The organism is Streptomyces paromomycinus (assembly GCF_003865155.1).
Lineage (GTDB): Bacteria > Actinomycetota > Actinomycetes > Streptomycetales > Streptomycetaceae > Streptomyces > Streptomyces chrestomyceticus.
Genome location: NZ_BHZD01000001.1, coordinates 3,731,761 through 3,758,329 on the forward strand (window position 1 = coordinate 3,731,761; position 26,569 = coordinate 3,758,329).

A 26,569-nucleotide genomic window follows, 5' to 3' on the forward strand; every position below is an offset into this window, starting at 1 on the left:
CTAAAACACCAGGCAGGGCGTGTTACGCGCCCGTATGGTGGCTGGCATGCAGGTGATCCAGTCAACGAAGCTCGCCAACGTCTGCTACGAGATCCGGGGTCCGGTCCTTGAGGAGGCGATGCGGCTCGAAGCAGCGGGACACCGCATCCTCAAGCTCAACACCGGCAACCCGGCGGCGTTCGGATTCGAGTGCCCGCCGGAAATCCTGGAGGACATCCTCCGTACGGTCGGCACCGCCCACGGCTACGGCGACGCGAAGGGGCTGCTCTCGGCCCGGCGCGCGGTGATGCAGCACTACCAGACCAAGGGCATCGAGCTGTCGGTCGACGACGTCTACCTCGGCAACGGCGTCTCCGAGCTGATCCAGATGTCGATGCAGGCGCTGCTGGACGACGGCGACGAGGTGCTCGTACCGGCTCCGGACTACCCGCTGTGGACCGCCTCGGTCTCGCTGTCCGGCGGCACGGCGGTGCACTACCGCTGCGACGAGCAGGCGGACTGGATGCCGGACCTGGCCGACATCGAGCGCAAGGTCACCGACCGCACCAAGGCCATCGTCGTCATCAACCCGAACAACCCGACGGGCGCGGTGTACGACGACGAGCTGCTGCGCGGCATCGCCGAGATCGCCCGCCGGCACAACCTGATCGTCTGCGCCGACGAGATCTACGACAAGATCCTCTACGACGGCGTCACCCACACCCCGTTCGCCGCGCTCGCCCCCGACCTGCTGACCCTGACCTTCAACGGGCTCTCCAAGTCCTACCGGGTGGCGGGCTACCGCAGCGGCTGGATGGCGGTCTGCGGCCCGAAGGCGCACGCGGCCTCGTACATCGAGGGGCTGACGATCCTCGCCAACATGCGGCTGTGCGCCAACATGCCGGCGCAGCACGCCGTGGCCACCGCCCTCGGCGGGCACCAGTCGATCAACGACCTGGTGCTGCCGGGCGGACGTCTGCTGGAGCAGCGGGACACCGCGTACGACCTGCTCACCCAGATCCCGGGCATCACCTGCACCAGGCCCAAGGGGGCGCTGTACGCCTTCCCGCGGCTGGACCCGAAGGTCTACAAGATCAAGGACGACCGGCAGATGGTGCTGGACCTGCTGCGCGCCGAGAAGATCATGATCGTGCACGGTACGGGCTTCAACTGGCCGGAGCCGGACCACTTCCGCCTGGTCACGCTGCCGAACAAGGACGATCTGACGGACGCGGTGACCCGGATCGGCCGGTTCCTGGACGGCTACGGACAGTACTGAGCGCGGCCGGACGGCACACCACGCCCGAACTCCGGCTGTACGGATCACAACTTTAGACAGAGTCTAAGCTAGGATGGTCTCCTAGCCGTTGAGTGTTGCCAGGAGGCCGTCCGATGTACGAACCGATCCGCACCAAGTCGGTCCACTCCATGGCCGCCGACCAGGAGGTCCCGCACCGTTCCCGCACGGAGGAGCTGGACATCCGCCTCGCCGGCCACCTGACCGCGCTGCTCACCGTCACCGACGAGCTGCGCGCCGCCGTGCCCGGCCCCGCCCTGGACGACGCCGCCGAGCGCATCGCCGAGCAGGTGACGCGGCTGCGCGGCGGGGTCTACCCGCTGCGTGCCGCGCCCACCGGCGGTGGCGATCCGGCCCGCGCGCCCCGGCTGCACCGGCGCGCCCGGATGCTGGCCGGCAGCGCCCTGGCTGTCGCCACCTCGCGGGGCGACCGGGCCGCCGCCGCGCTGGCGGCGGAGCGCATGGAGGCGCATGAGGCCGACGCCGCCGTACAGGAGCTGGCCACGGCCTGAGAGGCCGCGCGGAAAGCAAGAGACGGCCGGGGTCACGTGTTCGTGCACGTGACCCCGGCCGCCGACCGTGGGGCCCGGTCCGCGCCGGGCCGTTCCCGTACTAGCCCAGTCGGCGTACGAGCGCGTGGTACTCGTCCCACAGCTCCTTCGGCGTGTGGTCACCGAAGGTGTTCAGGTGGTCGGGGATGAGCGCCGCCTCCTCGCGCCACACGTCCTTGTCGACGGTGAGCAGGAAGTCCAGCCCGGCGTCGTCCAGGCCGAGGCCGTCGGTGTCCAGCGCCTCCTTCGTCGGCAGGATGCCGATCGGCGTCTCGACGCCCTCCGCCTTGCCGTCCAGGCGCTCCACGATCCACTTGAGCACCCGGCTGTTCTCGCCGAAGCCCGGCCACACGAAGCGGCCCGACTCGTCCTTGCGGAACCAGTTGACGTAGTAGATCTTCGGCAGCTCGGCCTGGTCCTTGTCGGCGCCGACCTTGATCCAGTGGCCCATGTAGTCGCCCATGTTGTAGCCGCAGAACGGCAGCATGGCGAACGGGTCCCGGCGCAGCTCGCCGACCTTGCCCTCGGCCGCGGCGGTCTTCTCGCTCGCCACGTTCGCGCCGAGGAAGACACCGTGCTGCCAGGTCAGCGACTCGGTCACCAGCGGTACGGCGCTGGCGCGGCGGCCGCCGAAGAGGATCGCCGAGATCGGTACGCCCTTGGGGTCCTCCCACTCGGGCGCGATGATCGGGCACTGGCCGGCCGGCACGGTGAAGCGGGCGTTGGGGTGGGCCGCCGGGGTGCCGGACTCCGGCGTCCAGTCGTTGCCCTTCCAGTCGGTCAGGTGCGCGGGCAGCTCCTCGGTCATGCCCTCCCACCACACGTCGCCGTCGTCGGTCAGCGCGACGTTGGTGAAGACCGAGTTGCCCCACATGGTCTTCATGGCATTGGCGTTGGTGTGCTCACCGGTGCCGGGCGCGACGCCGAAGAAGCCGGCCTCGGGGTTGATCGCGTACAGCCGGCCGTCCTCGCCGAACCGCATCCAGGCGATGTCGTCGCCGATGGTCTCGACGGTCCAGCCGGAGATCGTGGGCTCCAGCATGGCGAGGTTGGTCTTGCCGCAGGCGCTCGGGAACGCCGCGGCGACGTACTTGGCCTCACCCTGCGGCGGGGTGAGCTTGAGGATGAGCATGTGCTCGGCGAGCCAGCCCTCGTCGCGCGCCATGACGGAGGCGATGCGCAGCGCGTAACACTTCTTGCCCAGCAGGGCGTTGCCGCCGTAGCCGGAGCCGAAGGACCAGATCTCGCGGTCCTCGGGGAAGTGCGAGATGTACTTCGTGGAGTTGCACGGCCACGGCACGTCGGCCTCGCCGTCGGCCAGCGGGGCGCCGAGGGTGTGCACGGCCTTGACGAAGAAGCCGTCCTCGCCCAGCTCGTCCAGGACGGCCTGGCCCATCCGGGTCATGGTGCGCATCGAGACGGCGACGTACGCCGAGTCGGTGATCTCCACGCCGAGCGCGGAGAGCGGCGAGCCGAGCGGGCCCATGCAGAACGGGACGACGTACATCGTCCGGCCGCGCATCGCGCCGCGGAAGATGCCCTGCTCGCCGGTGAAGATGTCGCGCATCTCCGCCGGGGCCTTCCAGTGGTTGGTCGGCCCGGCGTCCTCCTCCTTCTCGGAGCAGATGAACGTGCGGTCCTCGACCCGGGCGACGTCCGACGGGTCGGACGCGGCGTAGTAGGAGTTGGGGCGCTTGACCGGGTCCAGCTTCGTGAAGGTGCCCTTCGCGACGAGCTCCTCGCACAGGCGCTCGTACTCCGCCTCCGAGCCGTCGCACCACACGACGCGGTCCGGCTCGGTGACGGCTGCGATCTCGTCCACCCAGGAGATCAGTTCCCGGTGGTTGGTCGGTACGGGGGAGGGAGCCGCGTTGTCGCGCGCCACGATCGCTCCTTGATGAGGGTTTTGGACGGACCGCTGTCCGCGCACACGCCGGCAGAGCCCGCTTCTGAAGATGCCTGCCCCTTGGGGGCTGCGACCCGGATGCTTCGCGACCGCTCATCCGGTGCCGACCGCACTCATTTGATCATCCGATCCTCATGGGCATCTGTCCAGAGGAGGTTCTCGTGACCGTCACCACTTCCGGACCGATCTGTAACCTACGGTTGCGTAGGTAGCATGGCGGCCATGACTTCCGCGCCCGATGCCGCCGAAAGCCGCTCTTCCTCCGTGACCAGCGCGGCCGCCGACGCAGTGTCCGCGGTCGCCGCGGTGGCCGCGCCGCTCAAGCCCAAGCTCAGGGGCTGGCTGCACGCGGGAATGTTTCCCGCCGTCCTCGTCTCCGGTGTGGTGCTCACGGCGCTGGCCGACAGCACCCGAGGCCGGATCGCCTGCGCCGTCTACACCCTGTCCGCGTGCCTGCTCTTCGGGATCAGCGCCCTGTACCACCGCGGGAATTGGGGTCCGCGCACCGGAGCCCTGCTCCGGCGACTGGATCACGCCAATATCTTCCTGATCATCGCGGGCACCTACACCCCGCTGACCATGCTGCTGATTCCCGGCGGCCGGGGCCAGGCGCTCCTGTGGGCCGTCTGGGCGGCCGCCCTCGCCGGCATCGCCTTCCGCGTCTTCTGGGTGGGCGCGCCACGCTGGCTCTACACACCCTGCTACATCGCGATGGGCTGGGCGGCCGTCTTCTTCCTGCCCGACTTCCTGCGCAAGGGCGGCATCGCCGTCCTCGTCCTCGTCGTCGTCGGCGGCATCCTCTACAGCGCCGGCGGCATCATCTACGGCATCAAGCGCCCCAATCCCTCACCGCGGTGGTTCGGTTTCCACGAGGTCTTCCACTCCCTGACGCTGGCGGCGTTCGTGGTGCACTACGTCGGCATCTCACTGGTGGCCTATTCGCACGCCTGAGGCGCCCGGCGCGGCGCCCGCCCCGCCGGGAACACCCGCACCACCGCGCGCGCCGGCCTCCCCGCTCCGCCGGCGCGCGCTCCCCGTGCCCGTACGTGGCCGCGGCCTCGAAGCCGCGGCCACCTGCCATGTCAGGGCCGCCACTCCGGCCAGCACCAGCGCGACCACCACGGCCGTGCCACCGACGAGGAACCCTCCGACGCACAGCCCTGCCGCGAACACGGCGAACACATGAATCCCGGTACGCATACCCGCAACACCCCCTCCAAGCATCACTTACGGTGACCTTGCCCTCGCTGAAGCGTTACACACACCACTGACAGACAAGGGCATATCAAGAAACATCGCCGGTCCGACACCCTCCTGCGTGCGGAAGCGGGCCGCCCCGCCGGACAATGACGCGCATGGCCTCCGCACAGAAGACCGCCGACCGGCCCGGCCCTCCCAAGACCGGGCTGCGGGAACGCAAGAAGATCCAGACCCGGCGGGCCATCCGCCGGGCCGCCTACCGGCTCTTCGCGGAGCACGGGTACGAGGCGACCTCCGTCGACCGGATCGCCGCGGCCGCCGACGTCTCCCCCAGCACGGTCTTCCGCTACTTCCCCACCCGGGAGGACATCGTGCTCACCGACGAGTACAACCCGTTGCCGGAGGCGGAACTGCGGGCCAGGCCCGCCGACGAGCCGATGGCCGAGTCGATGCGGCACGTGGCCGTCGAGGCGCTGCGGCGGCTCCCCGCCGAGGAGCACGCCGAACTGGTCCAGCGCGCCCGGCTCATCCGCGAGGTGCCCGCGATCCGGGGCCGTACGGCGGAGAACACCGCACGGGACAGCGCCATGATCAGCGCCGTACTGGCGGAGCGCACCGGCCGCTCCGCCGACGACCTGGAAGTCCGGGTGATCTCCACGGCGATCCTGGCCGGGCTCCAGGAGGCGCTGCTGCACTGGGTGGCGGACGGCCAGCAGGACGATCTCGGCACCCTCATCGACCGGTCGATGAACGTGCTCGGCCGCGGCCTGACGTTGTGAACGCGCGCCCCGCCCACCCTTCGGCAGAAGCGCGGGGCCAGGCCTCCGCCCGCCTCCCGACGGAAACGCGTGCCCCGCTCTCCACCCGCCTCCCGACGGAAACGCGGGGCCAGGCCTCCGCCCGCCCCGCCTCACTCCCGTAAAGCTCTCCCGTACGGCGCCACCCGCCCCGGCTCCCTGGCCGGCTCCCCCAGCCGCCGGGCCAGCCGCCCGCGCAACCGCGTCAGCCGCTCGATCCGGGCGTCCAGGTCGGCCAGCCTGCGGCGGGCCACCTCCGTCGCCGTACGGCAGTGCTGCTCCGGTCCGAGACCGGCCGCGCCGCCCGCCGCACCGCCCGCCGCACCCTCCCCGTCACCGTCCCGGGCGCCGCCCTGAACGCCATCCGGCGCACCCCCTTGCGCGAAGAACAGCTCCGGAATGCCGTCGGGCGGCAGCGCGTCGAGGAGCGGCGCGAAGGAACGGATGTCGCCCACCGTCAGCCCCGCGTCGAGCAGTTCCCGCACCGTGCGCAGCTTGCGTACGTCCTCCGGCTCGTACACCCGGTGCCCCGACGGCGTACGCCGGGCGATCACCAGCCCGTGCTCCTCGTAGTAGCGCAGTGCCCTGGCCGTCATGCCCGCCGCGGCCGCGGCGTCCCCGATGCGCATCCGGTCCTCCCCCGCCGGGGCCCGGTCGGTGTGCCCCGCTGCGTACGTCGACTCACTCAGACCGTACGTCGTCGGCCGGGGCACACCCACGGACCCGCCCCACGGGAAGACCGCTCACCTCCCCCCTCTCTGCCCCCTCACAACTCCACGAGCACGGCCCCCAGATGCCGCCCCTCGACCAGCTCCCGCAGGGCGCGCGGCGCCTCCTGGATGCCCTGCAGCCGCGCGTGCGGGAAGGTGAGGGTGCCGTCCCGGAGGCCGCGCCCGAACACCTCGTTCCACTCGGGGATCAGTTCGAGGTGGTCGTAGAGCGCGATGCCGCGCAGGGTGATGCCGCGCGCCACCAGGGACAGCGTGTCGATCTCGGTGGTGTGCGTGCCGGAGTCGGAGAGCTGGTTGGAGAGCGCGCCGACGAGCGCGATACGGGCACCGCGGTTGGCGAGCGCGATGGCGGCCTGCAACTGCTCGCCGCCCACGTTGTCGAAGACCGCGTCGACACCCTCCGGAGCGGCCTTGCGCAGCTGCTCCTCGAACGGCCCGGCGCCGCGGATCACCGCCGCGTCGTACCCCAGCTCGCCGACCAGGTAGTCGGCCTTGCGCTGCGATCCCGTACTGCCGATGACCCGGCCGGCACCGCGCAGCCGGGCGATCTGGCCGGCCAGCGACCCGACCCCGCCGGCCGCGCCGGACACGAACACCGTGTCCCCCGGGCGCACCTCCGCGCCCCGCACGACGCCCATGTAGGCGGTCGGGCCCTGCGACAGGTAGGCGGCCGGGTCGGGCAGTTGGTCCCGGTCCCTGCGGTGCACCCCGTCGGCGTCCACCAGGGCGTACTCCCGCCAGCCGAAGTTGTGTTCCACCAGGTCGCCGGGGGTGAAGTCGGTGCCCGGCGCGTCCACCACCTCGCCGACGACCGACCCGTACAGCGCCTCGCCCGGCACGAAGGACGGCATCGGGACCGTGGTGGCCTCGTCCATGAGCGTCCGCATGACGGCGGCGACGGCCATGGTGGTGTTGCGTACGAGCACCTGCCCGGACTGCGGCTCGGGCACCGGCACCTCGACGACCTCGAACAGGTCGTCGGTGAGCGGGCCCTGCGGGCGGCCGGTGAGGCGGACTTCATGGTGGGTGGCGGGGCGGCCGCCACCGGTGCGGTGCGTGCGGTTCGTCATGCCGTCACGCTAGAAGTTGACGCCCGCGTGAAGTTCAAGCCCGCCCTGCGGCCCAGCACTTCGGACGGAGCGCGAGCCCGCGCCCCTCCTCCCTCCTCCCTCCTCCCTCCTCCCCTCCTCCCTTTCAGCCGCCGCTGAGCCTCTCCCCCAGCTCCTCGGGGTCGGTCGTCGGCCGCTCGCACGTGAAGTGGCGGCAGACGTACGCGGCGGCCCGGCCGTCGACCAGCGGCCGGTCCTTCAGCAGCGGAACCTCGTCCGACCCGGGCTCCCCGAGGGCGACCACCGCACCGGGCGCGGTGCCCAGCAGGGCGGCGCGGTGCAGCGCCCGGGTGGCCGGGTCGCCGTCCGGGCCGACCACCGCGACCTCGCGCGGCCCGTCCAGCACGGCCTCGGCGACGGCCAGCCCCCACCCGATGAAGCGCGGCGCCCGGCCGCTCAGCGCCTTGACGACGCCGAGGGCGCGCTCGGCGGCGTCCCGGTGCGGGGCGCTGCCGGTCAGCGCCGCGTACGACAGGAGCGCGCCGGCGGCCGCGGTCCACCCGGAGGGCGTGGCGTTGTCCGTGGGGTCCTGCGGGCGGCGGATCAACTGCTCGGCGTCGTCGGCGGTGTCGTACAGCGTGCCGTCCTCGGCGGTGAAGTGGACAAGCACCGTGTCCAGGAAAAGGCCCGCGAACTCCACCCACACGCCCTCCCCGGTGACCGAGGAGAGCGCGACGAAGCCCTCGGCGACATCCGCGTAGTCCTCCAGGACGCCGGTGTTGGCGCCCGCGACGCCGTCGCGTGAGGTGCGGTGCAGCCGCGCCTGCCAGTCCATGTGGACGCGGACGAGCAGGTCGGCGGCGTCCGTTGCGGCCTGCACCAGGTCAGGCCGGTCGAAGTAGGCGCCGGTCTCGGCGAGGGCCGCGATGGCCAGGCCGTTCCAGGCGGCGACGACCTTGTCGTCCCGGCCGGGGCGCGGCCGGGCCTCCCGGGCCGCGCGCAGCCGCTCCTTGATGCTCGCGATCCGCTCCGCGTCCACCAGGTCGTCGGTGTCGGGGAGTTGCAGGACGGAGGCGCCCTCCTCGAAGGTGCCCTCCTCCGTCACGCCGAAGTAGTGTGCAGCGACCTCGGCGTCCTTCTCCCCCAAGACGTCGCGCAGCTGCCCGGGCGTCCACACGTAGTACGCCCCCTCAACGTGCCGGCCACTGCCGTCGTCGGAGTCGGCGTCCAGCGCGGAGGCGAACCCTCCCTGCTCCGTACGGAGTTCCCGCACCATGAACTCGGCGGTCTCGACGGCGACCCGGCGGGCCAGGTCCGACCCTGTGGCGCGCCACAGGTGCGCGTACGTACGGCACAGCAGCGCGTTGTCGTACAGCATCTTCTCGAAGTGCGGCACCGTCCACGTCTCGTCCACCGCGTAGCGCGCGAAGCCGCCGCCGAGCTGGTCGTAGATCCCGCCGCGGGCCATCGCCTCCGAGGTCGCCTGCACCATCTGCAGGGCCGCCTCGGACCGCGTACGGGCGTGGTGGCGCAGCAGGAATTCCAGCGCCATGGACGGCGGGAACTTGGGCGCGCCACCGAATCCGCCGTGCACGGCGTCGAAGTCGCGGGTCAGCGTGAGCAGCGCGGTGGCCAGGTCCTCCGGGCCCGGCGGCGTCGGCTCCCCCTCGGCCAGCGACGCGGAGAGCGACCGTGCGGACAGGTCGGCGACGATCCTCCCGGCGACCTCGCCCACCTCGTCCCGGCGGTCCGTCCAGGCGCTCCGCACGCCCTGGAGGACCTGTGGGAAGGACGGCATCCCGTGGCGCGGCGCGGGCGGGAAATACGTACCGAAGTAGAACGGCTCGCCCTCGGGCGTCAGAAAGACGGTCATCGGCCAGCCGCCCTGCCCCGTGGCGGCCTGCACGGCCTCCATGTAGACGGCGTCCACGTCGGGCCGCTCCTCGCGGTCCACCTTGACCGCCACGAAGTGCTCGTTGATCACGGCGGCAACCGCCTCGTCCTCGAAGCTCTCGTGCGCCATCACATGGCACCAGTGACACGCGGAGTAGCCGACCGACAGCAGGACGGGCACATCGCGCCGCCGCGCTTCCTCGAAAGCCTCCGGCGTCCAGGGCCACCAGTCGACCGGATTGTCCGCGTGCTGAAGCAGATAAGGCGAGGTCACGCCAGCCAACCGGTTCATGCGGTCCAGCCTCTCACAGTGCCCGACCCGGCCGCCGAAGCGCGCACGGGCGCTGCCTCGCTTGGCTGAATTGCGCTCGTGGGCTGTCGTGGAGTGGGTGATGGCCTCCTCATCCGTCACAACTCGCCCGGGGCGAGGGCGTCAGGGCGACTCACCGGGCTCACCGGGGTCACCGGGCGGACGTCGACGAGTCCAGGGAGAACTGCCAGCCTCAGGGCTGCCGGTGAGCCAGGGCCGGGACGGAACGGAACGGAGCGGCGCGGAAGGACGATCGCGCTCTTGCGGTATCAGGTACCTCGACACCACAGGGCAGTGGGCTGAGCCCGGCAGCGCCGGAACTGTTGAGGCGCCTTGGAGGCGGTACACCGGGCGGGGCCCATCGACCTGACGCCCACCCGCCCCGACCACGTACTGCTGGTCGTCGAGGTCGTGTCACCCGGCTCGGAGACCACCGACCGGGTCGTGAAGGTGAACCAGTACGCCGAGGCCAGGATCCCCTTCTACTGGCGGGTAGAACAGGCCGCCACCGGCGTCCCCGTCATCTACACCTACGTCCTCGACCCCGCCACCAGGGCCTACCGGGACGGCGAGATGTTCACCGGCGTGATCAAGGCTGCCGCGCCCTTCTCCGTCGCCGTGGATCTGGGAACCGTCTGACGGAGCTGGAAGAGCAACGCTGAAGCCGTCCATCACCAGCTCGCGATGGACGGGATCGTCGCATCCCACCCGGCCGAACACAGCGCGCTCACCGAGCGGGAGATCGAAGCGGCACACCAGGAGCTGTTCGACGACGAGGGTGCGCGAGGCACGGCCAGGACGCCGTGCGGGGCCCGCTTCGCGGCGATGCGCGGTCCTCGACGGGCGTGTCGCGGACTCAGGTGATCGCCGCTATGTCCCCGTCAACGAAGTAGATGGCCTGGTGCAGCCGACCGCCGAGCGCGACGGCGAAGCGGGCGAGGACGTCCTGGCCGGAGATGTACCCTCGCTCGGTCTGCGGCACCCGCCCCTTGATGACGCCCATGCGGTCGGCCACGTCGTGCCGGGTCAGCCCACGCAGCCCGACAGCCCCTCGGTGGATAGCCCACGGCCCGCGCGGGGAGTTATCCACAGGCCTGCCGGATTTCGCGCGGAAGCGGAAGACTGTGGGTACGGGAACCGATCACCGACGGCCGGGGGCGGGGCGCTGCCCCGGCCGTCGGGGAGCGGTGGGAGGCCGGAGGAAGCCGGGAGCACCGGGATCTGCCGGGACGCTGGGAACTGCAGGAGGGGGAAGGCATGGCGGGCTCACTGGCTGTGCTGCGCGATCGTCATCGGGCGGAAGCGGACGGGCTGTTGTCGCGGGCCGTCGAGGAGGAGGTCCGGCGCTCGGGCGGGACGCTCGACCGGGGTGTCCTGCTGGCACGGGCGCGCGCGGTGCTGGACGATCTGGCCGGTGCGGCGTCCGAGGAGTACGGCGCGTACGTGCACGCGCTGGACGAGTCCGCGGCCGGGCAGCGCCCGCTGTCCGAGCGGCTGTCGCGCAAGGAGCTCAGCACCCCCGCGGTGGCCACGGCGGTCGCGGCGGTCGCCGCCTTCGGCACGGACCTCGCGTTCGGGACGGGTCCCGGCACGGCTCTCGGCGTCGGTGTCTCGGTGGCGGCCGCGGGCGCCGCGGCGACGGTCGTGAAGCTGACGGCGGGGCACTGGCCGGCGGCCCACCGGCAGGCGGGGATGCGCGGCCAGCCGGGCGGGCCCGAGCAGCTGCGGCTGCAGTGGCTGACCGCGCTGGAGGTGCGCGGCATCCGGCCGTTCCTGGACCAGCAGCGGATGCTGACGGCGGCGACGCGCGGCAGTTCCTCCGGCGCGCCCGCCGCCTCCCGCGGCAGCCGGGTGCCGCAGCTGCGCGGCGCGGACCGCAGCGCGGCGGCCCGCCAGCGGTCCGTGCTGGAGCAGTCGTTCGCGCACTTGCCGCAGCCGGAGCAGCTGTTCGCGGGGCGGCGGGCGCATCTGGCGCAGATCGCGCAGTGGGTGCACGCGGCCCGGGCGAGCACGGAGACCAGGCCGACGGTCGTGGTGCTGCACGGTGAGCCCGGCTCGGGGCGTACGGCGCTGGCGGTGCGGGCCGCGCACCAACTGCGGGACCAGTTCCGCGGCGCGTGCGTGGTGGACCTGCGCGGGGACACCCCGGGCGAGACGCCGCTGCCGACGCGCGACGCGCTGCTGCATCTGCTCAACCGGCTCGGCGCGCCGCGCGAGCAGCTGCTCTTCCGGGAGCGGCCCTCCCAGGAGCAGCACGTCAAACGGCTCACGGAGCTGTATCACAAGCACCTGACGGGCCTGCCCGTCACGGTCCTGCTGGACGACGCCTCGGACCCGGAACAAGTGCGCCTGCTGGTGCCGGACCGCTCCGACAGCCTGGTGCTGGTGACGACCCGCGAGCCGATGGACCTGCCCGGCGATCTCCCGGCGTGGGTGCACCAGCTCCCGGTGGGCGCGCTGGACTCGGCGGGCACCGAGGAGCTGCTGCGGGCCGCGGCCGACGAGTCCGAGGGTGAGACCGGACCGTACGACCACCAGTCCGTCGAGCAGATCGCGCAACTGTGCGCGGGGCTGCCGCTGGCGCTGCGGGTGGCCGGCTCGTCGCTGGGCCCCAGGTCGCCCGCCACGCTGGCGGCGGACCTGGCGGAGAGCGCCGCGCGGAGTCCGGCCGCCGGGCCCGGGGCGTCCCCGGCCGAGGCGGCGCTGTGGCTGCGCTACGGCGACCAGTCGGAGACGGCCCGCCGACTGCTGCGCCGGCTGGCGCTGGTGGGGCGGGCCAGTCTGGGGGCGGCCGCCGCGGCGGCGCTGCTGGGCGTGGACACGCCGGAGGCCGAGCGGCAGCTGTCGGCGCTGGCCGCCGCGGGCCTGATCGAGCACGTCCGCAGCGACCGCTACCGCCTGCACGCCCTCGTCCACCACTTCGCGCACGCCCGCCTGGTGGACGAGGAGGACCCCGCCGGGCGCAGTACGGCCCAGGAGCGGCTGATCCGCAGCTACGCGGAGCTGGCGGACTCGGTGATCCGCCTGGTGGACGGCCGTACGTCCACCCGCGCCGACCGTTTCGGCTCGCACGGCTTCACCTCGCTGGACGCCGCCCTCCAGTGGTTGGACGACGAGACCAGCTTCATCACCGCCGCGCTGCGCCACGCCGACCAGGACGTGGACCAGGCGACCGTCTCGCACCTGCTGGGTGCCCTGGCCGACTACTGTCTGCTGCGCGGTGACCTGTACCGCCTCGGCGAGCTGAGCGAGCTGACCAAGGCCGCCGACCGGGGGCTGCTCGTACGGTCCGTGCAGTGGCGCACCGGCGTCGCGGCCCGGCAGCTCGGTGAGCTGGACAAGGCCCGTACGACCCTGACCTCGGTGGTCGACCTGTATTTCGAGGCGCAGCACCCGGTCGGTGCCGCGCGTGCCCTGCGTGACCTGGGAATCACGCTCCAGCAGCAGGGCAATCTGACGGAGGCCGCTGCCAAGCTGCGCGAGGCCCTGGAGATGCAGTCCGGTCCGGAGGTGCGCGGTGACCGGGCGTGGACGCTGCACGCGCTGGCGGCCGTGGAGCGGGACCGCGCGCAGGTGGCGGAGGCGCTGGCGCTGCTGCGCGAGTCCCTGGAGCTGCACCGGGAGAGCGAGAGCCTGCACGGCCAGGCGTGGGCGCACTTCCAGCTCGGCCAGGTGTACCTGCGGATGGGCGAGGTCCCGGAGGCGGAGCGCGAGTTCCACGCGGCGATGGATCTGTACGGCCGTACGCACGACGACCGCGGCGAGGCGTGGGCGATGACCCAGCTGGCGCGGGCCCGGCTGGTGGACGGCGACCCGGACCCGGCGGTGGACCGGCTGCGCCAGGCCCTGTCCCTGCACCGCCGCTACGAGGACGCCCGCGGCGAGGCGTGGACGCTGTACTACCTGGGCCAGTCGCTGGAGGAGCAGGGCGACCTGGACGCGGCACTGCGGCATCTGGAGCGGTCCCGGACGATGTTCAGCCGGATGCAGGACGGCTACGGCCTCGCCTGCGCCCGGCACCACTCGGGGCGCGTCACCCGGGACCTGCGGGCCGCGCAGACCGGTTCGCTGCGCAACAGCGGCTTCGCCCGGCAGCTCCTCCAGGACGCCCGCAAGGACTTCCAGCGGATCGGCGTCCCGCACGGGGAGGCGTGGTCCTGCCTGGAGCTGGTGATCATCGACGCGGGCAACGGGCGGGCGGCACAGGCGCTGGAGCTGGCCGACGAGGCGGCGCGGACGTTCGCCGGTTACGGGGACCGGCGCGGCGAGGACTGGGCCCGTTTCCTGCGCTGCACGCTGCTGCCGTTCGCCTCACCGGGCGGCTCGGTGGTCGGCGCGGCGGTCGCCCAGGAGGAGCTGGCCCGGCTGGCGCAGGAAGGACATCCGAGCCGGGACTCGAAGCTGGAGGACTGCGCGGAGACGTTCGCGCTGCTGCTGGAGCGCGGCGTCGAGCCGGAAACGGGGTGGGAGGCATGGCGGCTCGGCATGGTTCCGAACCGCCACGCGCGCGAGGTCATGGGGGTGGCCGTCTCCTCGTCGGAGTGACCGGATGACCGGGCCCCGGCGACCGGGTCCGGGTGACCGGGTCCGGGTGACCGGGTCCGGGTGACCGGGTCCGGGTGGCCGGAGGTGTTCCCGGCGCGGCGACGAGATCAAGGCGTTCCGTCTCCCGACGGACCCCACGCGCCGTGACGCCGGACGGGCCGACGGGACGATGTCCCACCCCGCCCGGCGTCCGGGGACGTGCTCAGCCCGCCTCGGGCCGTGCCTTCCCCGAGGGCTGCCCCTTCGCCTGGCTCTTCTTCGCCTGGCTGTTCGCCTGACCCTTCGCGGCGCCCTTGGCCGGGGCCGCCGCGCCGGAGGCGGCGGGCGCCTCCGGGGTCTCCTCGAAGTCGACCTTCTTCATCCGCTTGTTCATGGACTTCATCAGCAGCCATACGGCGCCGCCGATGACCGCGAACACGATGAAGCCGAGGACGCCCGGGGTCACCTTGTCCTTGTCGAAGCTGTCGGCAAGGGTGACGAAGTGCGTCACGGCGAGGGTGCTAGTCGCGCTCATCATGGAGTCAATTGTTGCGGATGCCCGCGAAGAGGTCGTCCTCGGGGAGGGACGTGTCGACGAGCGACTTGGCGAGTTCGTACTCCTCCGTGGGCCAGACCTCCTTCTGGATGTCCATCGGCACCCGGAACCAGCCGCCGTCGGGGTCGATCTGCGTCGCGTGCGCGATCAGCGCCTTGTCGCGGATCTCGAAGAACTCGGCACACGGCACGTACGTGGTCAGCGTGCGCTCGCGGCGCTCGAACTCCTTCCAGCGCTCCAGCCACTCCCCGTACGGCGACTCCATGCCGCGCTCCAGCAGCGCCTCGTGCAGCGCGACGGTGCGCGGCCGGTTGAAGCCCTGGTTGTAGTAGAGCTTCTGCGGCTGCCAGGGCTCGCCGGCCTCCGGGTACTTCTCCGGGTCGCCGGCCGCCTCGAACGCCACCATCGTGATCTTGTGGGTCATGATGTGGTCGGGGTGCGGGTAGCCGCCGTTCTCGTCGTAGGTCGTGATGACCTGCGGCTTGAACTCACGGATCAGCTTCACCAGCGGCTCGGCCGCCGCCTCCACGTCCTGGAGGGCGAAGCAGCCGTCGGGCAGCGGCGGCAGCGGGTCGCCCTCGGGCAGCCCGGAGTCGACGAATCCCAGCCACTCCTGCTTGACGCCCAGGATCTCCCGGGCCTCGTCCATCTCCTTCTTGCGCACCTCGTGGATGTGCTCCTCGATGTACGGGTCACCCTGGAGCTTCGGGTTGAGGATGGAGCCGCGCTCCCCGCCCGTGCAGGTGGCGACCAGCACGTCCACCCCCTCGGACACGTACTTGGCCATGGTGGCCGCGCCCTTGCTCGACTCGTCGTCGGGATGGGCGTGGACTGCCATCAGTCGCAGCTGCTCAGTCAAGACTCGATCCTCAGTGAAAGGCCGGAGAAGATGTTTCCTATAGTGACCGAAGCGCGGGGCGATTAATTCCGGAGCCCCCGGCAGGAGGAGCGATCATGGGCGCGGTGCGTGAAGGGCTGCCCGACGGACGCTACGGACGCTCCGCCGACCAGCGTGCCGACCGCAAGCTGAAGATCGTCGGTGCCGTGCTGGGCGTGGCGCTGCTCGGTGTGGTCGGCTGGTCCGGTTTCTCCTACATCTCCGGGCAGGAACTCAGCGGCCGGGTGATCACCTGGGACCGGGTTTCGGACAGTGCCGTCAAGGTGCATCTGGAAGTCGTCAAGGGCAAGGACGACACCGGTACGTGCACGCTGCGCTCGCAGGCCGACAGCGGCGCCGAGGTGGGGCGCAAGGACGTCACCGTCGATGCTCCGAAGGAGCAGGTGGACGTCGAGGTCACGATCCGTACGACGGCGCGGGCGACCAACGCCGTCCTGGTCGGCTGCACGTCCTCCGGCGGCTGATCGGAAGCCGGCGGCCCGGCGCACCCCGGCGGCTGACCCGAAGCCGTAGGCACGGCGCACCCCGGCGGCCGCCCCGAAGCCGTCGGCCCGCCGCCCGGCTCCGGTGCCCGGCCCGGCCCCTCCGGCAAGCCGGCCCACGCCCCGGCAGCCGTATCCGCGCCCCCCGGCGGCCGGTCCGCGCCCCGCACCGCCCGGTGTGTCGCCGGGCCCGGTCGGAGCCGGCGCGCTGACCGGGCACGATCCGGCCGGATGACGTTCCCGGCGAAATTCCCCTTCCCCGTTTTGTGCCGGAATTGTTAGGCTCGTGGTTTCGCCCACCCGTGGAGGCGCAGCCTCCCTGGTAGGGCGTTTGATTTATCCCCAGCACCGACGAGGAGCACCTGTGACCCAGACCAGCGACAACGTCACCTGGCTGACCCAGGAGGCGTATGACCAGCTCAAGGCCGAGCTGGAGTACCTGTCTGGTCCCGCACGCGCCGAGATCACCGAGAAGATCGCGGCGGCCCGCGAGGAAGGTGACCTGAAGGAGAACGCCGGGTACCACGCGGCCAAGGAAGAGCAGGGCAAGCAGGACCTTCGGATGCGCCAGCTCAAGCAGCTGCTGGAGACGGCGAAGGTCGGCGAGGCGCCCGCCGCCACTGGTGTCGTGGCCCCCGGCACGGTCGTCACCATCGCGTTCGACGGAGACCCGGACGACACCCTGACGTTCCTGCTGGCCTCGCGGGAGTACGCGAGCTCGGAGATCGAGACCTACTCCCCGCAGTCCCCGCTGGGCTCCGGAGTGAACGGCAAGAAGATCGGCGAGACCGCCGAGTACGAGCTCCCCAACGGCAAGACGGCCTCGGTGAAGATCCTCGAAGCCAAGCCGTACACGGCCTGAGCGCCGGGCGGCACCCGCCCGTAGCCCGACGACGACCGGCCCGGAGCCCCAGCGGCTCCGGGCCGGTCGCGTCCGTAGTGCGCCCCCGGTCGCGTCCGTGATGCGCCCCTGGTCGCGTCCGTGGTGCGCCCCTGGTCGCGTCCGTGGTGCGCCCCCAGCCCCGGCCTCCGGTCAGCCGGCCGCCTTGCGGTACTTGCGGACCGCGAGCGTCCGGAAGAAGACGAGGATCAGCACCGACCACAGCACCGAGGCGATGATCGGGTGCTGCATGGGCCAGGCGTCCGGGGTCTTGAAGCCGGGCGGCAGATTGCCGAACAGCTCGCGGGCGGCCTGGACGGTGGTGCTGAACGGGTTCCACTCCGCGATGTGCCGGAAGACCGTCGGCAGCTTGTTGGAGTCCACGAAGGCGTTGGAGATGAACGTCAGCGGGAACAGCCAGATCAGCCCGCCCGAGGTGGCGGCCTCCGGCGTCCGTACGGTCAGGCCGATCAGCGCGCCGATCCAGGAGAACGCGTAGCCGAGCAGGAGCAGCAGGGCGAAGCCGGCCACGACCTTGCCGATGTTCTCGTGCGTGCGCCAGCCGATGAGGAGCGCGACGAGGGCGAGCACGATCAGGGTGAGCGTCGTCTGTACGAGGTCGGCGAGGGTACGGCCGGTGAGGACGGCGCCGCGCGCCATGGGCAGCGAGCGGAACCGGTCGATCAGCCCCTTGTGCATGTCGTCGGCGATGCCCGCGCCCGCACCGGCGGTGGCGAAGGTGACGGTCTGCGCGAAGATGCCCGCCATCAGGAACTCGCGGTAGGTCTGCTGCGAGAGCGAGCCGCCGACCTGGATCGAGCCGCCGAACACGTACGTGAAGAGGACCACGAACATGATCGGCTGGATGAGGCCGAACAGCACCACCTCGGGAATCCGCTTCATGCGGATCAGGTTCCGCCGGGCGAGGACCAGGGAGTCGGTCATGGTGCTCATCGTCGCTGCCCCTTTCCGGCGGCGGACCGCCGGCCCGCGGGCGCGTCACCGGCCGCGGTGGCCCCGCCGTCGCCGTCCCCGGGCTTGCCGTTTCCGTCCTCGCCGCCCTCGGCTGTGTCGCCGCCGTCCCTGTCCTTGCCGTCCCTGTCCTTGCCGTCCCTGTCCTTGCCGTCGCCGTCGCCGTCCCCGCCGTTGCCCTCCGCCGTCTCCGCGGCGTGGCCGGTCAGCGAGATGAACACGTCGTCCAGGGTCGGCCGGCGCAGTCCGATGTCGTCGATCTCGACACCGCGGACGTCGAGTTCGCGGATGACCTCGGCGAGCAGCTTGGCGCCGCCCGTCACCGGCACCGTGATCTTGCGCGTGTGCTGCTCGATCTTGCTCGCGCCCTTGCCGAAGCCGCGCAGCACCTCGTCGGCCGTGCCGATGTGCTCGGCGGCGTGCACGACGACCTCCACCCGCTCGCCGCCCGTACGCGCCTTGAGTTCGTCGGAGGTGCCGCGGGCGATGACCCGGCCGTGGTCGACCACGCAGATGTCGTGCGCGAGGTGGTCGGCCTCTTCCAGGTACTGGGTGGTGAGGAGCAACGTCGTGCCGCCGGCGACCAGTTCCTGGATGACCTCCCACAACTGCTGGCGGTTGCGGGGGTCGAGGCCGGTGGTGGGCTCGTCCATGAACATCACGGGCGGGCTGACGACCAGCGCGGCCGCCAGGTCGAGCCGGCGCCGCATGCCGCCGGAGTAGGTCTTGGCCGGACGGTCGCCGGCGTCGGTGAGGTGGAAGCGCTCCAGGAGCTCGGTGGCCCTGGCCTTCGCCGCGCGCCCGCCCATCTGGTAGAGCCGGCCGACCATGGTCAGGTTCTCACGGCCTGTCAGATATTCGTCGACGGCGGCGAACTGGCCGGACAGGCCGATGGAACGGCGTACCGCGTCGGGGTGCTTGAGGACGTCGATACCGGCGACGACCGCGGTGCCGCGGTCCGGCTGGAGCAGGGTGGTCAGGACCCGTACGGCGGTGGTCTTGCCCGCACCGTTCGGGCCGAGCAGTCCGAGGACGGTTCCTTCGGGGACGTCGAGGTCGACGCCGTCCAGAGCCCTCACCTTGCCGAAGGTCTTTACCAGACCCTCGGCGTAAATGGCGCCTGGCATGTGGGTACTCCCAAGGTATGGGTTAACTCCAGGAAGAATTTCATTTTTGCCGGATATTCGCCGCTCTACGGGCATATACCCGACACCGAGGGGGCCCCGAAACATGCCTCAGCTCCCCCGTGGACCCGGACCTTACCGTACACGCGATACATCGCGACATACGTCGACCGACGTGCGCCGTGGCGCACGCCAGTTGACCGCCACACCGCCACATCAGCCCATGACGGTGTAACCCGCCGCCCGCAGGGCCGAACCGACCTCCGTGCAGTGCTCCGGACCCTTGGTCTCCAGATGCAGTTCCACCTCCGCTTCCGTGAGCCCGAGCCGCGGATCGGTCCGCACGTGGCTCACGTCCAGGACGTTCGCGTCGACCTCCGACAGCACCGCGAGCAGCGTCGCCAGCGCCCCCGGCCGGTCCGTCAGCCGCAGGCGCAGCGACAGGTAACGCCCGGCGGCGGCCATGCCGTGCCGCAGGATGCGCTGCATCAGCAGCGGATCGACATTGCCCCCGGACAGCACCGCGACCACCGGGCCCTCGAAGGACTCGGGCCGCGACAGCAGCGCCGCCACCGGACTCGCCCCCGCCGGCTCCACGACCAGCTTGGCCCGCTCCAGGCAGAGCAGCAGAGCGCTGGAGAGCTCGTCCTCGGACACGGTACGGACTTCATCGACGAGATCACCGACAATTCGGAACGGCACGTCGCCCGGGCGCCCGACCTTGATGCCGTCCGCCATCGTCACCGGCGCCTCGATCGAGACCGGCCGCCCGGCCGCCAGCGAGGGCGGATAGGCGGCCGCGCCCGCCGCCTGCACCCCGACGACCCGCACGTCCGGCCGCAGCGCCTTGACCGCCAGGGCGATGCCCGCGACGAGCCCGCCGCCGCCGATGCCCACGACGATCGTGCGCACCTCCGGGCACTGTTCGAGGATCTCCAGGCCGACCGTGCCCTGGCCCGCGATGATGTCCCGGTGGTCGAAGGGGTGGATGAAGACCGCGCCCGTCGCGTCGGCGTACTCCTGGGCGGCGGCCAGCGTCTCGTCCACGACCTGCCCGTGCAGCCGCACCTCGGCGCCGTACTCACGGGTCGCGGCGACCTTCGGCAGCGGCGCGCCGACCGGCATGAACACCGTCGAGCGCACCCCGAGCAGCGAGGCCGCCAGCGCCACGCCCTGCGCGTGATTGCCGGCACTGGCGGCGACCACGCCGGCCGCCCGCTCCTCCGGGGAGAGCGCCGCGATCCGCACGTACGCGCCACGTATCTTGAAGGAGCCGGTGCGTTGCAGGTTCTCGCACTTCAGATGCACCGGCGCCCCCACCAAACCGGACAGGTGCCGGCTCCCCTCCAAGGCGGTGGACCGCGAGACGCCGGACAGGATCTTCTGCGCCTCCCGTACGTCCTCGACGGTGAGCGCGGCGGAGGCGGCGGCCGCCGGGCCCGCGCCCGGCCCGGAAACGGAGGCGGAACCGGAATTCGACGCCGGTTCGGCACCGGTGCCGGACGCCTCCGCACGCGCCGGGACCGATGCCGGACCGGGTCGCTGACCGGCGGCAGAAGCGGAAGCGGAATCCAAAGAGGAACCGGGGGCAGAAGTGTGCTCGTGCGGCGTGTGATCGGCCATGAAGCCCAGTCTTACAGTTCGGTCCGCGGCCGGGTCCCGGAGCCGCCGGACCGGTGCAGCACAGGCACGTCTTTGGACAGCGCCGGTACGGTCGGCGTCGGGGCCGCGTACTCTGTCCCCCAATCCGTACGCATCCCATGAAGCGAGCTCCCGGCCATGCCCACCTCTTCGGACATGACGACCCACACCGACCCCGCTCTTCTCGACGCGCTGCAACACCAAGTCGCCGTTTTCGCCCGCCGCGCCGAACAGAGCCGGCTCGGCGGCGTCGGCCAGGCACGCAATTCCATGGACCGTGCCGCCTACCTGCTCCTCAACCGCCTGGACAAAGAGGGCCCGATGGGTGTCAAGGCGCTGGCCGCCGGCATGGGCATCGACTCCTCGACCGTCACCCGGCAGGTCGCCCCGCTGGTCGACTCCGGCCTGGTCAACCGCGCCTCGCACCCCGAGGACGGCCGTGCGGTCGTGCTCCAGCTCTCCGAGCGCGGCCGCTCCCGGCTGGAAGAGGTACGGGCCTCCCGCCGTGCCCTGATGGCGCTGGTCACGGAGGAGTGGACGGAGGAGGAGCGGGACTCCTTCTGCAGCCTGCTGACGCGCTTCAACGCCTCCCTGTCCACGGTCACCGCGACGCTGCCGCCGGTGTCGTCGAGCTCCTGAGCGGCCGGGGCCTGGTCCGTCGGCTCCTCGGGGCGGCCGGAACCTGGTCCATCGGCTCCTCGGCGATCGGATCCCGGTCCGCCGCTGCCTCGGCAGTCGGAACCTGGTCCGTCACTTCTTCGGCGGCCGGGACCTGGTCCGTCACTTGCTCGGCGGCCGGGACCTGGTCCGTCACTTCCTCGGCGGCCGGTGGTCCGGTCGCCGCGCAGCAAGGGCGTAGCGGCGTCCGGCCCTGCCCGCCCCGGTTTTTCCCTGCCGCCTCTTGACCGCGTGCCGGGCCTGCCGTGCCATGGAGCTGTGCGAGAGCGGCGGGCAGCCCAGGAACGCCGTCGTGCCCGGGAGTTCGAGGCGTTCGTCGCGGGCGCGGCCGGCCGTCTGCTGCGCGCCGCCACGCTGCTGACCGCCGAGCCGGAGGACCGGCCCGCGCCCGCCGCCGAGCGGCTGCTCACCCTCGCGCTGGCCCGTACGTACGCCGCCTGGGACCGGCTGCGCGGCGAGGACCCGTACGACCGCACGCGCCAGGAGATGGCCGCCCGCTTCGCGCACTCCGCCTGGCGGGAACGGCTTCCCCGCGCCCTGGGACGCTGCAGGCGGCCACCGCCCGGCGGCCTTCTGGGGCGGCTGTCCCCGCAGGAGCGGCTGGTGCTCGTGCTGCGCCTCTACGAGGGCGTCGCCGAGGAGCAGACCGCCGCGCAGTTGGGCCTGCCCGCCGAACGCGTCCACACGCTGTGCCTGCGGGCGGTGGGACACATGCGCAGCAATCCTCCTGCCGGGCACGCGGAGCCGCCGGTACGGGTCGGCGCACCGGCACCGGAACCCGTCGGCGTGCCGGACGCACCTGAGACCCTTGAGGCATCACCCGCACCACCCGCACCACCCGCATCACCCGCGCCTTCCGCCCCGGACCCACTGCTACCGGCCCCGCACCCGGAAGCCGCCGCGCCATGAGCCTTCCGGACCGCCAGGAGGCCCCATGAGCCTTCCGGACCGCAGAGAGGCGCCATGAGCCTTCCGGACCGCAAGGAGGCCGAGGTGCGGCGGATGCTGGACGGGCCGCACCCGCCGGTCCCGCCCGACCTGGCGCTGCGCGCCGCCGCGAGCGGCCGGCGGCTGCTGGCCCACCGGCGGCTGGCGCGCCGGCTGCTGTGGCTGCTGGCCGTGGCGGCGCTGGCGGCGCTCCTGGCCTGGGCGGCCGTCGACCAGCCGTGGCTGCCGCCGCCGGCGCACACCACCCCTCCGCTGGAAGGGTGGTGAACGGGGGCCGGGGCCCCAGGCGCCGCTGTCCCAGCGCCTGAAGTACCCCTTGGCCCAGCGCCTGAGCGCCTCCGCCCCCGTGCCTGAACGCTTCCCGGCCCAGCGCCTGAGCGCCTCCCGACCCCGTGCCTGAGCGCTTCCCGGCCCAGCGTCCGGGCGTTTTCCGGTCCGACGTCCGGGCGCTTCCCGGCCCGGCGTCCGGGCGCTTCCTAGCCCAGCGCCTGGGTGAGGTCCGCGACCAGGTCGTCGATCGACTCGATGCCGACCGAGAGCCGTACGAGGTCGTTCGGGACCTCCAGCAGCGAGCCCGCCGTCGACGCGTGCGTCATCCGGCCCGGGTGCTCGATCAGCGACTCCACGCCGCCCAGCGACTCGCCCAGGGTGAACAGCTCGGCGCGGTTGCAGACCTCCACCGCGGCCTCCTCGCCGCCCGCCACACGGAACGACACCATGCCGCCGAAGGAACGCATCTGCTTGGCGGCGACCTCGTGGCCGGGGTGCGCCTCCAGGCCCGGGTAGTAGACCTGCGTCACCTTGTCGTGCGAGGCGAGCAGCTCGGCGATCCGGCCGGCGTTGGCGCTGTGCCGGTCCATCCGTACGGCCAGCGTCTTCAGACCGCGCATGACCAGCCACGAGTCGAACGGCCCGGCGACCGCGCCCATCGCGTTCTGGTGGTAGGCCAGCTCGTCGCCCAGCTCGGCGTCGTCGACGACGAGCGCGCCGCCGACCACGTCCGAGTGACCGCCCATGTACTTGGTCGTGGAGTAGACCACCACGTCCGCGCCGAGGGCCAGCGGCTGCTGGAGGTAAGGGCTGGCGAAGGTGTTGTCCACGACCAGGCGGACCCCGGCGTCGCGCGCCACGGCCGCCAGCGCGGCGATGTCGGTGACGCCGAGAAGCGGGTTGCTGGGCGTCTCCACCCAGATCGCCTTGGTACGGGGGCGCAGCGCGTCCCGTACGGCCTGCGGGTCGGAGGTGTCGGCAACCGACCACTCCACACCCCACCGCTCGACGACCTTCGAAATGAGGCGGAACGTGCCGCCGTACGCGTCATTGGGGATGACCACGTGGTCGCCGGGGACCAGGAGGGTGCGCAGCAGGCAGTCCTCGGCCGCGAGGCCGGAGGCGAAGGCCAGGCCGCGGCGGCCGCCGTCGAGGGCGGCCAGGTTCTGCTCCAGGGCGGTACGGGTCGGGTTCGCGCTGCGGCTGTACTCGTAGCCGCCGCGCAGCCCGCCCACGCCGTCCTGCTTGTAGGTGGACACCTGATAGATGGGCGGTACCACCGCGCCGGTCGCCTCGTCGGGCTCCTGACCTGCGTGAATGGCAAGGGTCTCGAAATTCTGGGGGCGCTGCTCGCGCTGATCGCTCATGTCTGCCGAGGGTAGTCGTCCACACCCGCGAACTTTTCGGAACTTTCTGCTTCGCTGGAGAGTGGATACATACAAGACACATTCACGCTCCACATCGCCCCACCCCGCTCCACCCCGCTCCACCCCGCTCCGCCCCCCGGCGCCCGCCGCCCCGCCCACCCGCATCCCACGACCGGAATCCGAGACTGACCCCATGGACGTTCTGCTGGTTCTCTTCGCCGCTGCCGCGCTCGGCGGTCTCGTCCTGCTGCCCTGGCTGCGGCGCCGGCAGGCCGCTCAGCAGGCCCAGCAGGGCCTGGCGGTGGCCGCCGACCCCATGGCGGGCTACGGATTCGTCCCGGCCCAGGAGCTCGACGTACGGCTGCCCGGGCCCGACCAGGAGCTGGAGGACGCCCTCGACGAGATCCGGCGCAGCCACGACTGGCGCCCGGCCGCACAACTGCTGAGCGCCACCGGCGAGGACTGGGAGCGCCGCTGGCAGCGGGTGCAGACGCTCGCCGGGGCCGCGGCGTTCGAGCTGGCGGAGCGGCCCGGACAGGGCGGCATCTGGCTGCGTACGTGGCGCTCCGAGGCTCCCAAGGACCCGGGCGGCGCCCAGACCCACGCCCAGTTCCTCGTCATCCAGGCGCTGCGCGACCCCGGCTCGCAGGACTTCCGCATGATCCTGGAGGAGGCCCGGACGGTCTGCCACGAGGCGGCCCTGCTGGCCCCCGGCAGCCCCGTCCCGTACATCACCGAGCTGGCCGTCGCCCGCGGCCTCGGCGACCGCCGCGCGGACTACGACGCCCTGTGGTCGAAGGTCGCCCAGCGTGCCCCGCACCACATGGGCGCGCATCTCGCCGCCCTGCCGTACTGGTCGCAGAAGTGGCACGGCTCCAAGGAGGAGGCCGCCGCCTTCACCGAGAGCGCTGCCTCGGCCGCTCCCGCCAAGAGCCTGCTCCCGGCTCTCCCGCTCTTCGCCGTCTACGACCACCTGCCCGAGGCCAACATGGTCCGCGGTCTCTTCCAGAGCGCCGTCGTCGAACGTGCGATCGAAGGCGCCCACTTCGCCCTGCGCGAGGCCCCGGCGGACCACCCCATGGCCCCGCACGTCCGGCACCTCCTCATCTGGTTCCTCGTCCACGCCGAGCGCTACGAAGAAGCCGTGGAACAGCTCCGCCTGGTCGACGGCCATGTCGGCGCCGTCCCGTGGTCGTACGGCAGCAGCCCCGCCGCCGAGTACGCCGCGTTCCGCGCCCTGGCCGTGGCCGGCTGGGAGCGCGGCGGCGGCACACCGTCCGGCTTCCGCCCGCACCACTGACCACCGGCGGGGCCGGCGATGTCCCTCGTCCTCGTCCCCATCCTCATCCCCGTCCCCGTGCCCGCCCTGATCCCCGTCTCCGTCCCCGTCCCCGTCCCCGGAATGCGTCTCCCACGCCCGGCGTTGTCCCGGCAACCGGTCACCGTCCTCTTCCCTCACCCCCGGAGCGAGACGCCATGCTCTTCAACCGCTTCAAGAACGCCCTGCCCTCCCCGGAGGAGGCCCTGAAGGGCCGCCCCGAACGCGACTTCGCCGTCCCCGACCGGCACACGGTCCTCGGCACCCCGCTCCTCGGCCCCTACCCCGAGCACCTGCGCACCGCCGACTTCGGCCTGGGCTGCTTCTGGGGCGCCGAGCGCAAGTTCTGGCAGGCCGAGGGCGTCTGGACGACGCTGGCCGGCTACCAGGGCGGCCACACCCCCCACCCCACCTACGAAGAGGTGTGCAGCGGCCTGACGGGCCACACCGAAGCGGTCCGCGTCGTCTACGACCCCGCCAAGACCTCCTACGCCGCCCTCCTGGAGCTCTTCTGGGAGTCCCACGACCCCACCCAGGGCTTCCGCCAGGGCAACGACACCGGCACCCAGTACCGCTCCGCGATCTACACCCACTCCCCCGCCGACCAGCAGACGGCCGAAGCCTCCCGCACCGCCTACCAGTCCGTCCTGAACGCCTCCGGCTACGGCGACATCACCACCGAAATTCTCCCCGCCGCCGACCGCCCCTTCTACCCGGCCGAGGGATTCCACCAGCAATACCTGGACAAGAACCCGGCGGGGTACTGCGGGATCGGGGGGACGGGGGTGAGCTGTCCGGTGGGGGTGGCCAAGGCCGATGGCTGAAGCCCTCCCGCCGGAGGTCGCGACGACGCTGAGCGCGCTGCTGACCGGCTCCGATCCGGTGAGCGGCGCCCTGCGTGCTCAGCTTCCGTACGCACGGGTGGTGGGCAGGTGCGGTTGCGGCTGCGCGACGGTCGACCTGGCAGTGGACCACACAGCGGTCCCACCGGCTCCCCCGCACGGCAATCCGGCCGCCGACGCCTGGTACGGGGAACCGGAGGATGCCGGAGCGATGGTCTTCACGAAGGGCGGCTATCTCGCACTGCTGGAGATCTACTCCGCGTCCAGCGAGCCGATCACCACGTGGCCGGAGCCCCGCTTCGCCGAACACCGCTCAACGCAGATCACGGGTAGCTCTCCGCGCTGAGCGGGCGAAG

At 72.1% G+C, this 26,569-nt stretch carries 23 protein-coding genes and 2 pseudogenes; 14 read left to right on the forward strand and 11 right to left on the reverse strand.

What is annotated here, in order from left to right:
- The first annotated feature begins 46 nt into the window (after positions 1-46).
- Both OEIGOIKO_RS15220 and OEIGOIKO_RS15225 read left to right on the forward strand, forming a co-directional pair.
- Positions 47-1,258, forward strand: a complete 1,212-nt coding sequence (locus OEIGOIKO_RS15220) for a pyridoxal phosphate-dependent aminotransferase (protein WP_125054511.1) — start codon at positions 47-49, stop codon at positions 1,256-1,258.
- Between the two features lie 113 nt (positions 1,259-1,371).
- Positions 1,372-1,788 carry an SCO4983 family protein gene (locus OEIGOIKO_RS15225; RefSeq protein WP_125054512.1) on the forward strand — a complete coding sequence of 139 codons (417 nt, stop codon included), beginning with the start codon at positions 1,372-1,374 and terminating at the stop codon, positions 1,786-1,788.
- A 100-nt stretch (positions 1,789-1,888) separates the two neighbouring features.
- Here OEIGOIKO_RS15225 and OEIGOIKO_RS15230 read toward each other — a convergent pair whose 3' ends face one another.
- The gene (locus OEIGOIKO_RS15230) at positions 1,889-3,712 is read right to left on the reverse strand and encodes a phosphoenolpyruvate carboxykinase (GTP) (protein ID WP_125054513.1); all 1,824 of its coding nucleotides are present in this window, start codon (positions 3,710-3,712) and stop codon (positions 1,889-1,891) included.
- A gap of 243 nt (positions 3,713-3,955) precedes the next feature.
- Between OEIGOIKO_RS15230 and trhA the strand changes: the two genes are divergently transcribed.
- Positions 3,956-4,684 (forward strand): PAQR family membrane homeostasis protein TrhA, encoded by a 729-nt coding sequence (trhA, locus tag OEIGOIKO_RS15235; RefSeq protein ID WP_174857162.1) that lies wholly within the window; start codon positions 3,956-3,958, stop codon positions 4,682-4,684.
- 395 nt (positions 4,685-5,079) lie between these two features.
- Positions 5,080-5,712 (forward strand): acyl-CoA-like ligand-binding transcription factor, encoded by a 633-nt coding sequence (locus tag OEIGOIKO_RS15240; RefSeq protein WP_125054515.1) that lies wholly within the window; start codon positions 5,080-5,082, stop codon positions 5,710-5,712.
- A gap of 131 nt (positions 5,713-5,843) precedes the next feature.
- On the opposite strand, the gene OEIGOIKO_RS43510 is transcribed toward OEIGOIKO_RS15240, so the two are convergent.
- From OEIGOIKO_RS43510 to OEIGOIKO_RS15255, 3 genes are all read right to left on the reverse strand, one after another.
- Complete coding sequence (locus tag OEIGOIKO_RS43510) at positions 5,844-6,359, reverse strand: MerR family transcriptional regulator (RefSeq protein WP_125054516.1); 516 nt, start codon at positions 6,357-6,359, stop codon at positions 5,844-5,846.
- Positions 6,360-6,496: 137 nt separating this feature from the next.
- The gene (locus tag OEIGOIKO_RS15250) at positions 6,497-7,531 is read right to left on the reverse strand and encodes an MDR family NADP-dependent oxidoreductase (RefSeq protein ID WP_125054517.1); all 1,035 of its coding nucleotides are present in this window, start codon (positions 7,529-7,531) and stop codon (positions 6,497-6,499) included.
- Positions 7,532-7,655: 124 nt separating this feature from the next.
- On the reverse strand, positions 7,656-9,695 hold the full coding sequence (locus OEIGOIKO_RS15255) for a thioredoxin domain-containing protein (RefSeq protein ID WP_125054518.1): 2,040 nt from the start codon (positions 9,693-9,695) through the stop codon (positions 7,656-7,658).
- A gap of 360 nt (positions 9,696-10,055) precedes the next feature.
- Between OEIGOIKO_RS15255 and OEIGOIKO_RS15260 the strand changes: the two are divergent.
- A pseudogene (locus tag OEIGOIKO_RS15260) lies at positions 10,056-10,352 on the forward strand (Uma2 family endonuclease); the annotation flags it as partial.
- A gap of 217 nt (positions 10,353-10,569) precedes the next feature.
- Here OEIGOIKO_RS15260 and OEIGOIKO_RS15265 read toward each other — a convergent pair.
- Positions 10,570-10,728 (reverse strand): hypothetical protein, encoded by a 159-nt coding sequence (locus OEIGOIKO_RS15265; protein ID WP_246177350.1) that lies wholly within the window; start codon positions 10,726-10,728, stop codon positions 10,570-10,572.
- Positions 10,729-10,970: 242 nt separating this feature from the next.
- Between OEIGOIKO_RS15265 and OEIGOIKO_RS15270 the strand changes: the two genes are divergently transcribed.
- Positions 10,971-14,258, forward strand: a complete 3,288-nt coding sequence (locus tag OEIGOIKO_RS15270) for a tetratricopeptide repeat protein (protein ID WP_125054519.1) — start codon at positions 10,971-10,973, stop codon at positions 14,256-14,258.
- Between the two features lie 202 nt (positions 14,259-14,460).
- On the opposite strand, the gene OEIGOIKO_RS42765 is transcribed toward OEIGOIKO_RS15270, so the two are convergent.
- Together OEIGOIKO_RS42765 and mca are read right to left on the reverse strand one after the other, a co-directional pair.
- Positions 14,461-14,775, reverse strand: a complete 315-nt coding sequence (locus OEIGOIKO_RS42765; protein ID WP_246177351.1) for a hypothetical protein — start codon at positions 14,773-14,775, stop codon at positions 14,461-14,463.
- Positions 14,776-14,779: 4 nt separating this feature from the next.
- On the reverse strand, positions 14,780-15,652 hold the full coding sequence (gene mca / locus OEIGOIKO_RS15280) for a mycothiol conjugate amidase Mca (RefSeq protein WP_125054520.1): 873 nt from the start codon (positions 15,650-15,652) through the stop codon (positions 14,780-14,782).
- A gap of 95 nt (positions 15,653-15,747) precedes the next feature.
- On the opposite strand from mca, the gene OEIGOIKO_RS15285 reads away from it, so the two are divergent.
- Complete coding sequence (locus OEIGOIKO_RS15285) at positions 15,748-16,155, forward strand: DUF4307 domain-containing protein (protein ID WP_125054521.1); 408 nt, start codon at positions 15,748-15,750, stop codon at positions 16,153-16,155.
- 382 nt (positions 16,156-16,537) lie between these two features.
- Positions 16,538-17,035 (forward strand): transcription elongation factor GreA, encoded by a 498-nt coding sequence (greA, locus tag OEIGOIKO_RS15295; RefSeq protein WP_031007894.1) that lies wholly within the window; start codon positions 16,538-16,540, stop codon positions 17,033-17,035.
- Between the two features lie 171 nt (positions 17,036-17,206).
- Here greA and OEIGOIKO_RS15300 read toward each other — a convergent pair whose 3' ends face one another.
- From OEIGOIKO_RS15300 to ilvA, 3 genes are all read right to left on the reverse strand, one after another.
- Positions 17,207-18,007, reverse strand: coding sequence for an ABC transporter permease (locus tag OEIGOIKO_RS15300; RefSeq protein ID WP_050510703.1), 801 nt, complete (start codon positions 18,005-18,007; stop codon positions 17,207-17,209).
- Positions 18,004-19,152: an ATP-binding cassette domain-containing protein gene (locus OEIGOIKO_RS15305; RefSeq protein ID WP_170251705.1), complete on the reverse strand. Its 1,149-nt coding sequence runs from the start codon at positions 19,150-19,152 to the stop codon at positions 18,004-18,006. The genes OEIGOIKO_RS15300 and OEIGOIKO_RS15305 overlap by 4 nt, the downstream gene beginning before the upstream one ends.
- 213 nt (positions 19,153-19,365) lie before the next feature.
- Positions 19,366-20,772: a threonine ammonia-lyase gene (ilvA, locus tag OEIGOIKO_RS15310; RefSeq protein ID WP_246177352.1), complete on the reverse strand. Its 1,407-nt coding sequence runs from the start codon at positions 20,770-20,772 to the stop codon at positions 19,366-19,368.
- 156 nt (positions 20,773-20,928) lie between these two features.
- On the opposite strand from ilvA, the gene OEIGOIKO_RS15315 reads away from it, so the two are divergent.
- The 3 genes and pseudogenes from OEIGOIKO_RS15315 to OEIGOIKO_RS15325 all read left to right on the forward strand — a co-directional run bounded on the left by OEIGOIKO_RS15315 (position 20,929) and on the right by OEIGOIKO_RS15325 (position 22,683).
- Positions 20,929-21,429 (forward strand): MarR family winged helix-turn-helix transcriptional regulator, encoded by a 501-nt coding sequence (locus tag OEIGOIKO_RS15315; protein WP_125054523.1) that lies wholly within the window; start codon positions 20,929-20,931, stop codon positions 21,427-21,429.
- A 297-nt stretch (positions 21,430-21,726) separates the two neighbouring features.
- Positions 21,727-22,230 (forward strand): annotated as a pseudogene (locus tag OEIGOIKO_RS15320) (sigma factor-like helix-turn-helix DNA-binding protein); the annotation flags it as partial.
- Between the two features lie 201 nt (positions 22,231-22,431).
- On the forward strand, positions 22,432-22,683 hold the full coding sequence (locus OEIGOIKO_RS15325) for a hypothetical protein (protein WP_125054525.1): 252 nt from the start codon (positions 22,432-22,434) through the stop codon (positions 22,681-22,683).
- Positions 22,684-22,892: 209 nt separating this feature from the next.
- Here OEIGOIKO_RS15325 and OEIGOIKO_RS15330 read toward each other — a convergent pair whose 3' ends face one another.
- Positions 22,893-24,053: a cystathionine gamma-synthase gene (locus OEIGOIKO_RS15330; RefSeq protein ID WP_125054526.1), complete on the reverse strand. Its 1,161-nt coding sequence runs from the start codon at positions 24,051-24,053 to the stop codon at positions 22,893-22,895.
- 193 nt (positions 24,054-24,246) lie between these two features.
- On the opposite strand from OEIGOIKO_RS15330, the gene OEIGOIKO_RS15335 reads away from it, so the two are divergent.
- The 3 genes from OEIGOIKO_RS15335 to OEIGOIKO_RS15345 all read left to right on the forward strand — a co-directional run bounded on the left by OEIGOIKO_RS15335 (position 24,247) and on the right by OEIGOIKO_RS15345 (position 26,559).
- On the forward strand, positions 24,247-25,353 hold the full coding sequence (locus OEIGOIKO_RS15335; protein WP_125054527.1) for a hypothetical protein: 1,107 nt from the start codon (positions 24,247-24,249) through the stop codon (positions 25,351-25,353).
- 176 nt (positions 25,354-25,529) lie between these two features.
- Positions 25,530-26,195: a peptide-methionine (S)-S-oxide reductase MsrA gene (msrA, locus tag OEIGOIKO_RS15340; protein WP_125054528.1), complete on the forward strand. Its 666-nt coding sequence runs from the start codon at positions 25,530-25,532 to the stop codon at positions 26,193-26,195.
- Complete coding sequence (locus tag OEIGOIKO_RS15345) at positions 26,188-26,559, forward strand: hypothetical protein (protein ID WP_125054529.1); 372 nt, start codon at positions 26,188-26,190, stop codon at positions 26,557-26,559. The genes msrA and OEIGOIKO_RS15345 overlap by 8 nt, the downstream gene beginning before the upstream one ends.
- The last annotated feature ends 10 nt before the right edge of the window (positions 26,560-26,569 follow it).

Excerpts from the sequence above, each read along its gene's own strand:
- OEIGOIKO_RS15220 (WP_125054511.1), top strand. The coding sequence starts at position 47 with ATGCAGGTGATCCAGTCAACGAAGCTCGCCAACGTCTGCTACGAGATC.
- OEIGOIKO_RS15225 (WP_125054512.1), top strand. The coding sequence starts at position 1,372 with ATGTACGAACCGATCCGCACCAAGTCGGTCCACTCCATGGCCGCCGAC.
- trhA (WP_174857162.1), top strand. The coding sequence starts at position 3,956 with ATGACTTCCGCGCCCGATGCCGCCGAAAGCCGCTCTTCCTCCGTGACC.
- OEIGOIKO_RS15240 (WP_125054515.1), top strand. The coding sequence starts at position 5,080 with ATGACGCGCATGGCCTCCGCACAGAAGACCGCCGACCGGCCCGGCCCT.
- OEIGOIKO_RS43510 (WP_125054516.1), bottom strand. The coding sequence starts at position 6,359 with ATGCGCATCGGGGACGCCGCGGCCGCGGCGGGCATGACGGCCAGGGCA.
- OEIGOIKO_RS15250 (WP_125054517.1), bottom strand. The coding sequence starts at position 7,531 with ATGACGAACCGCACGCACCGCACCGGTGGCGGCCGCCCCGCCACCCAC.
- OEIGOIKO_RS15255 (WP_125054518.1), bottom strand. The coding sequence starts at position 9,695 with ATGAACCGGTTGGCTGGCGTGACCTCGCCTTATCTGCTTCAGCACGCG.
- OEIGOIKO_RS15270 (WP_125054519.1), top strand. The coding sequence starts at position 10,971 with ATGGCGGGCTCACTGGCTGTGCTGCGCGATCGTCATCGGGCGGAAGCG.
- OEIGOIKO_RS42765 (WP_246177351.1), bottom strand. The coding sequence starts at position 14,775 with ATGATGAGCGCGACTAGCACCCTCGCCGTGACGCACTTCGTCACCCTT.
- OEIGOIKO_RS15285 (WP_125054521.1), top strand. The coding sequence starts at position 15,748 with ATGGGCGCGGTGCGTGAAGGGCTGCCCGACGGACGCTACGGACGCTCC.
- OEIGOIKO_RS15300 (WP_050510703.1), bottom strand. The coding sequence starts at position 18,007 with ATGAGCACCATGACCGACTCCCTGGTCCTCGCCCGGCGGAACCTGATC.
- OEIGOIKO_RS15305 (WP_170251705.1), bottom strand. The coding sequence starts at position 19,152 with ATGCCAGGCGCCATTTACGCCGAGGGTCTGGTAAAGACCTTCGGCAAG.
- ilvA (WP_246177352.1), bottom strand. The coding sequence starts at position 20,772 with ATGGCCGATCACACGCCGCACGAGCACACTTCTGCCCCCGGTTCCTCT.
- OEIGOIKO_RS15315 (WP_125054523.1), top strand. The coding sequence starts at position 20,929 with ATGCCCACCTCTTCGGACATGACGACCCACACCGACCCCGCTCTTCTC.
- OEIGOIKO_RS15325 (WP_125054525.1), top strand. The coding sequence starts at position 22,432 with ATGAGCCTTCCGGACCGCAAGGAGGCCGAGGTGCGGCGGATGCTGGAC.
- OEIGOIKO_RS15330 (WP_125054526.1), bottom strand. The coding sequence starts at position 24,053 with ATGAGCGATCAGCGCGAGCAGCGCCCCCAGAATTTCGAGACCCTTGCC.
- OEIGOIKO_RS15335 (WP_125054527.1), top strand. The coding sequence starts at position 24,247 with ATGGACGTTCTGCTGGTTCTCTTCGCCGCTGCCGCGCTCGGCGGTCTC.
- msrA (WP_125054528.1), top strand. The coding sequence starts at position 25,530 with ATGCTCTTCAACCGCTTCAAGAACGCCCTGCCCTCCCCGGAGGAGGCC.
- OEIGOIKO_RS15345 (WP_125054529.1), top strand. The coding sequence starts at position 26,188 with ATGGCTGAAGCCCTCCCGCCGGAGGTCGCGACGACGCTGAGCGCGCTG.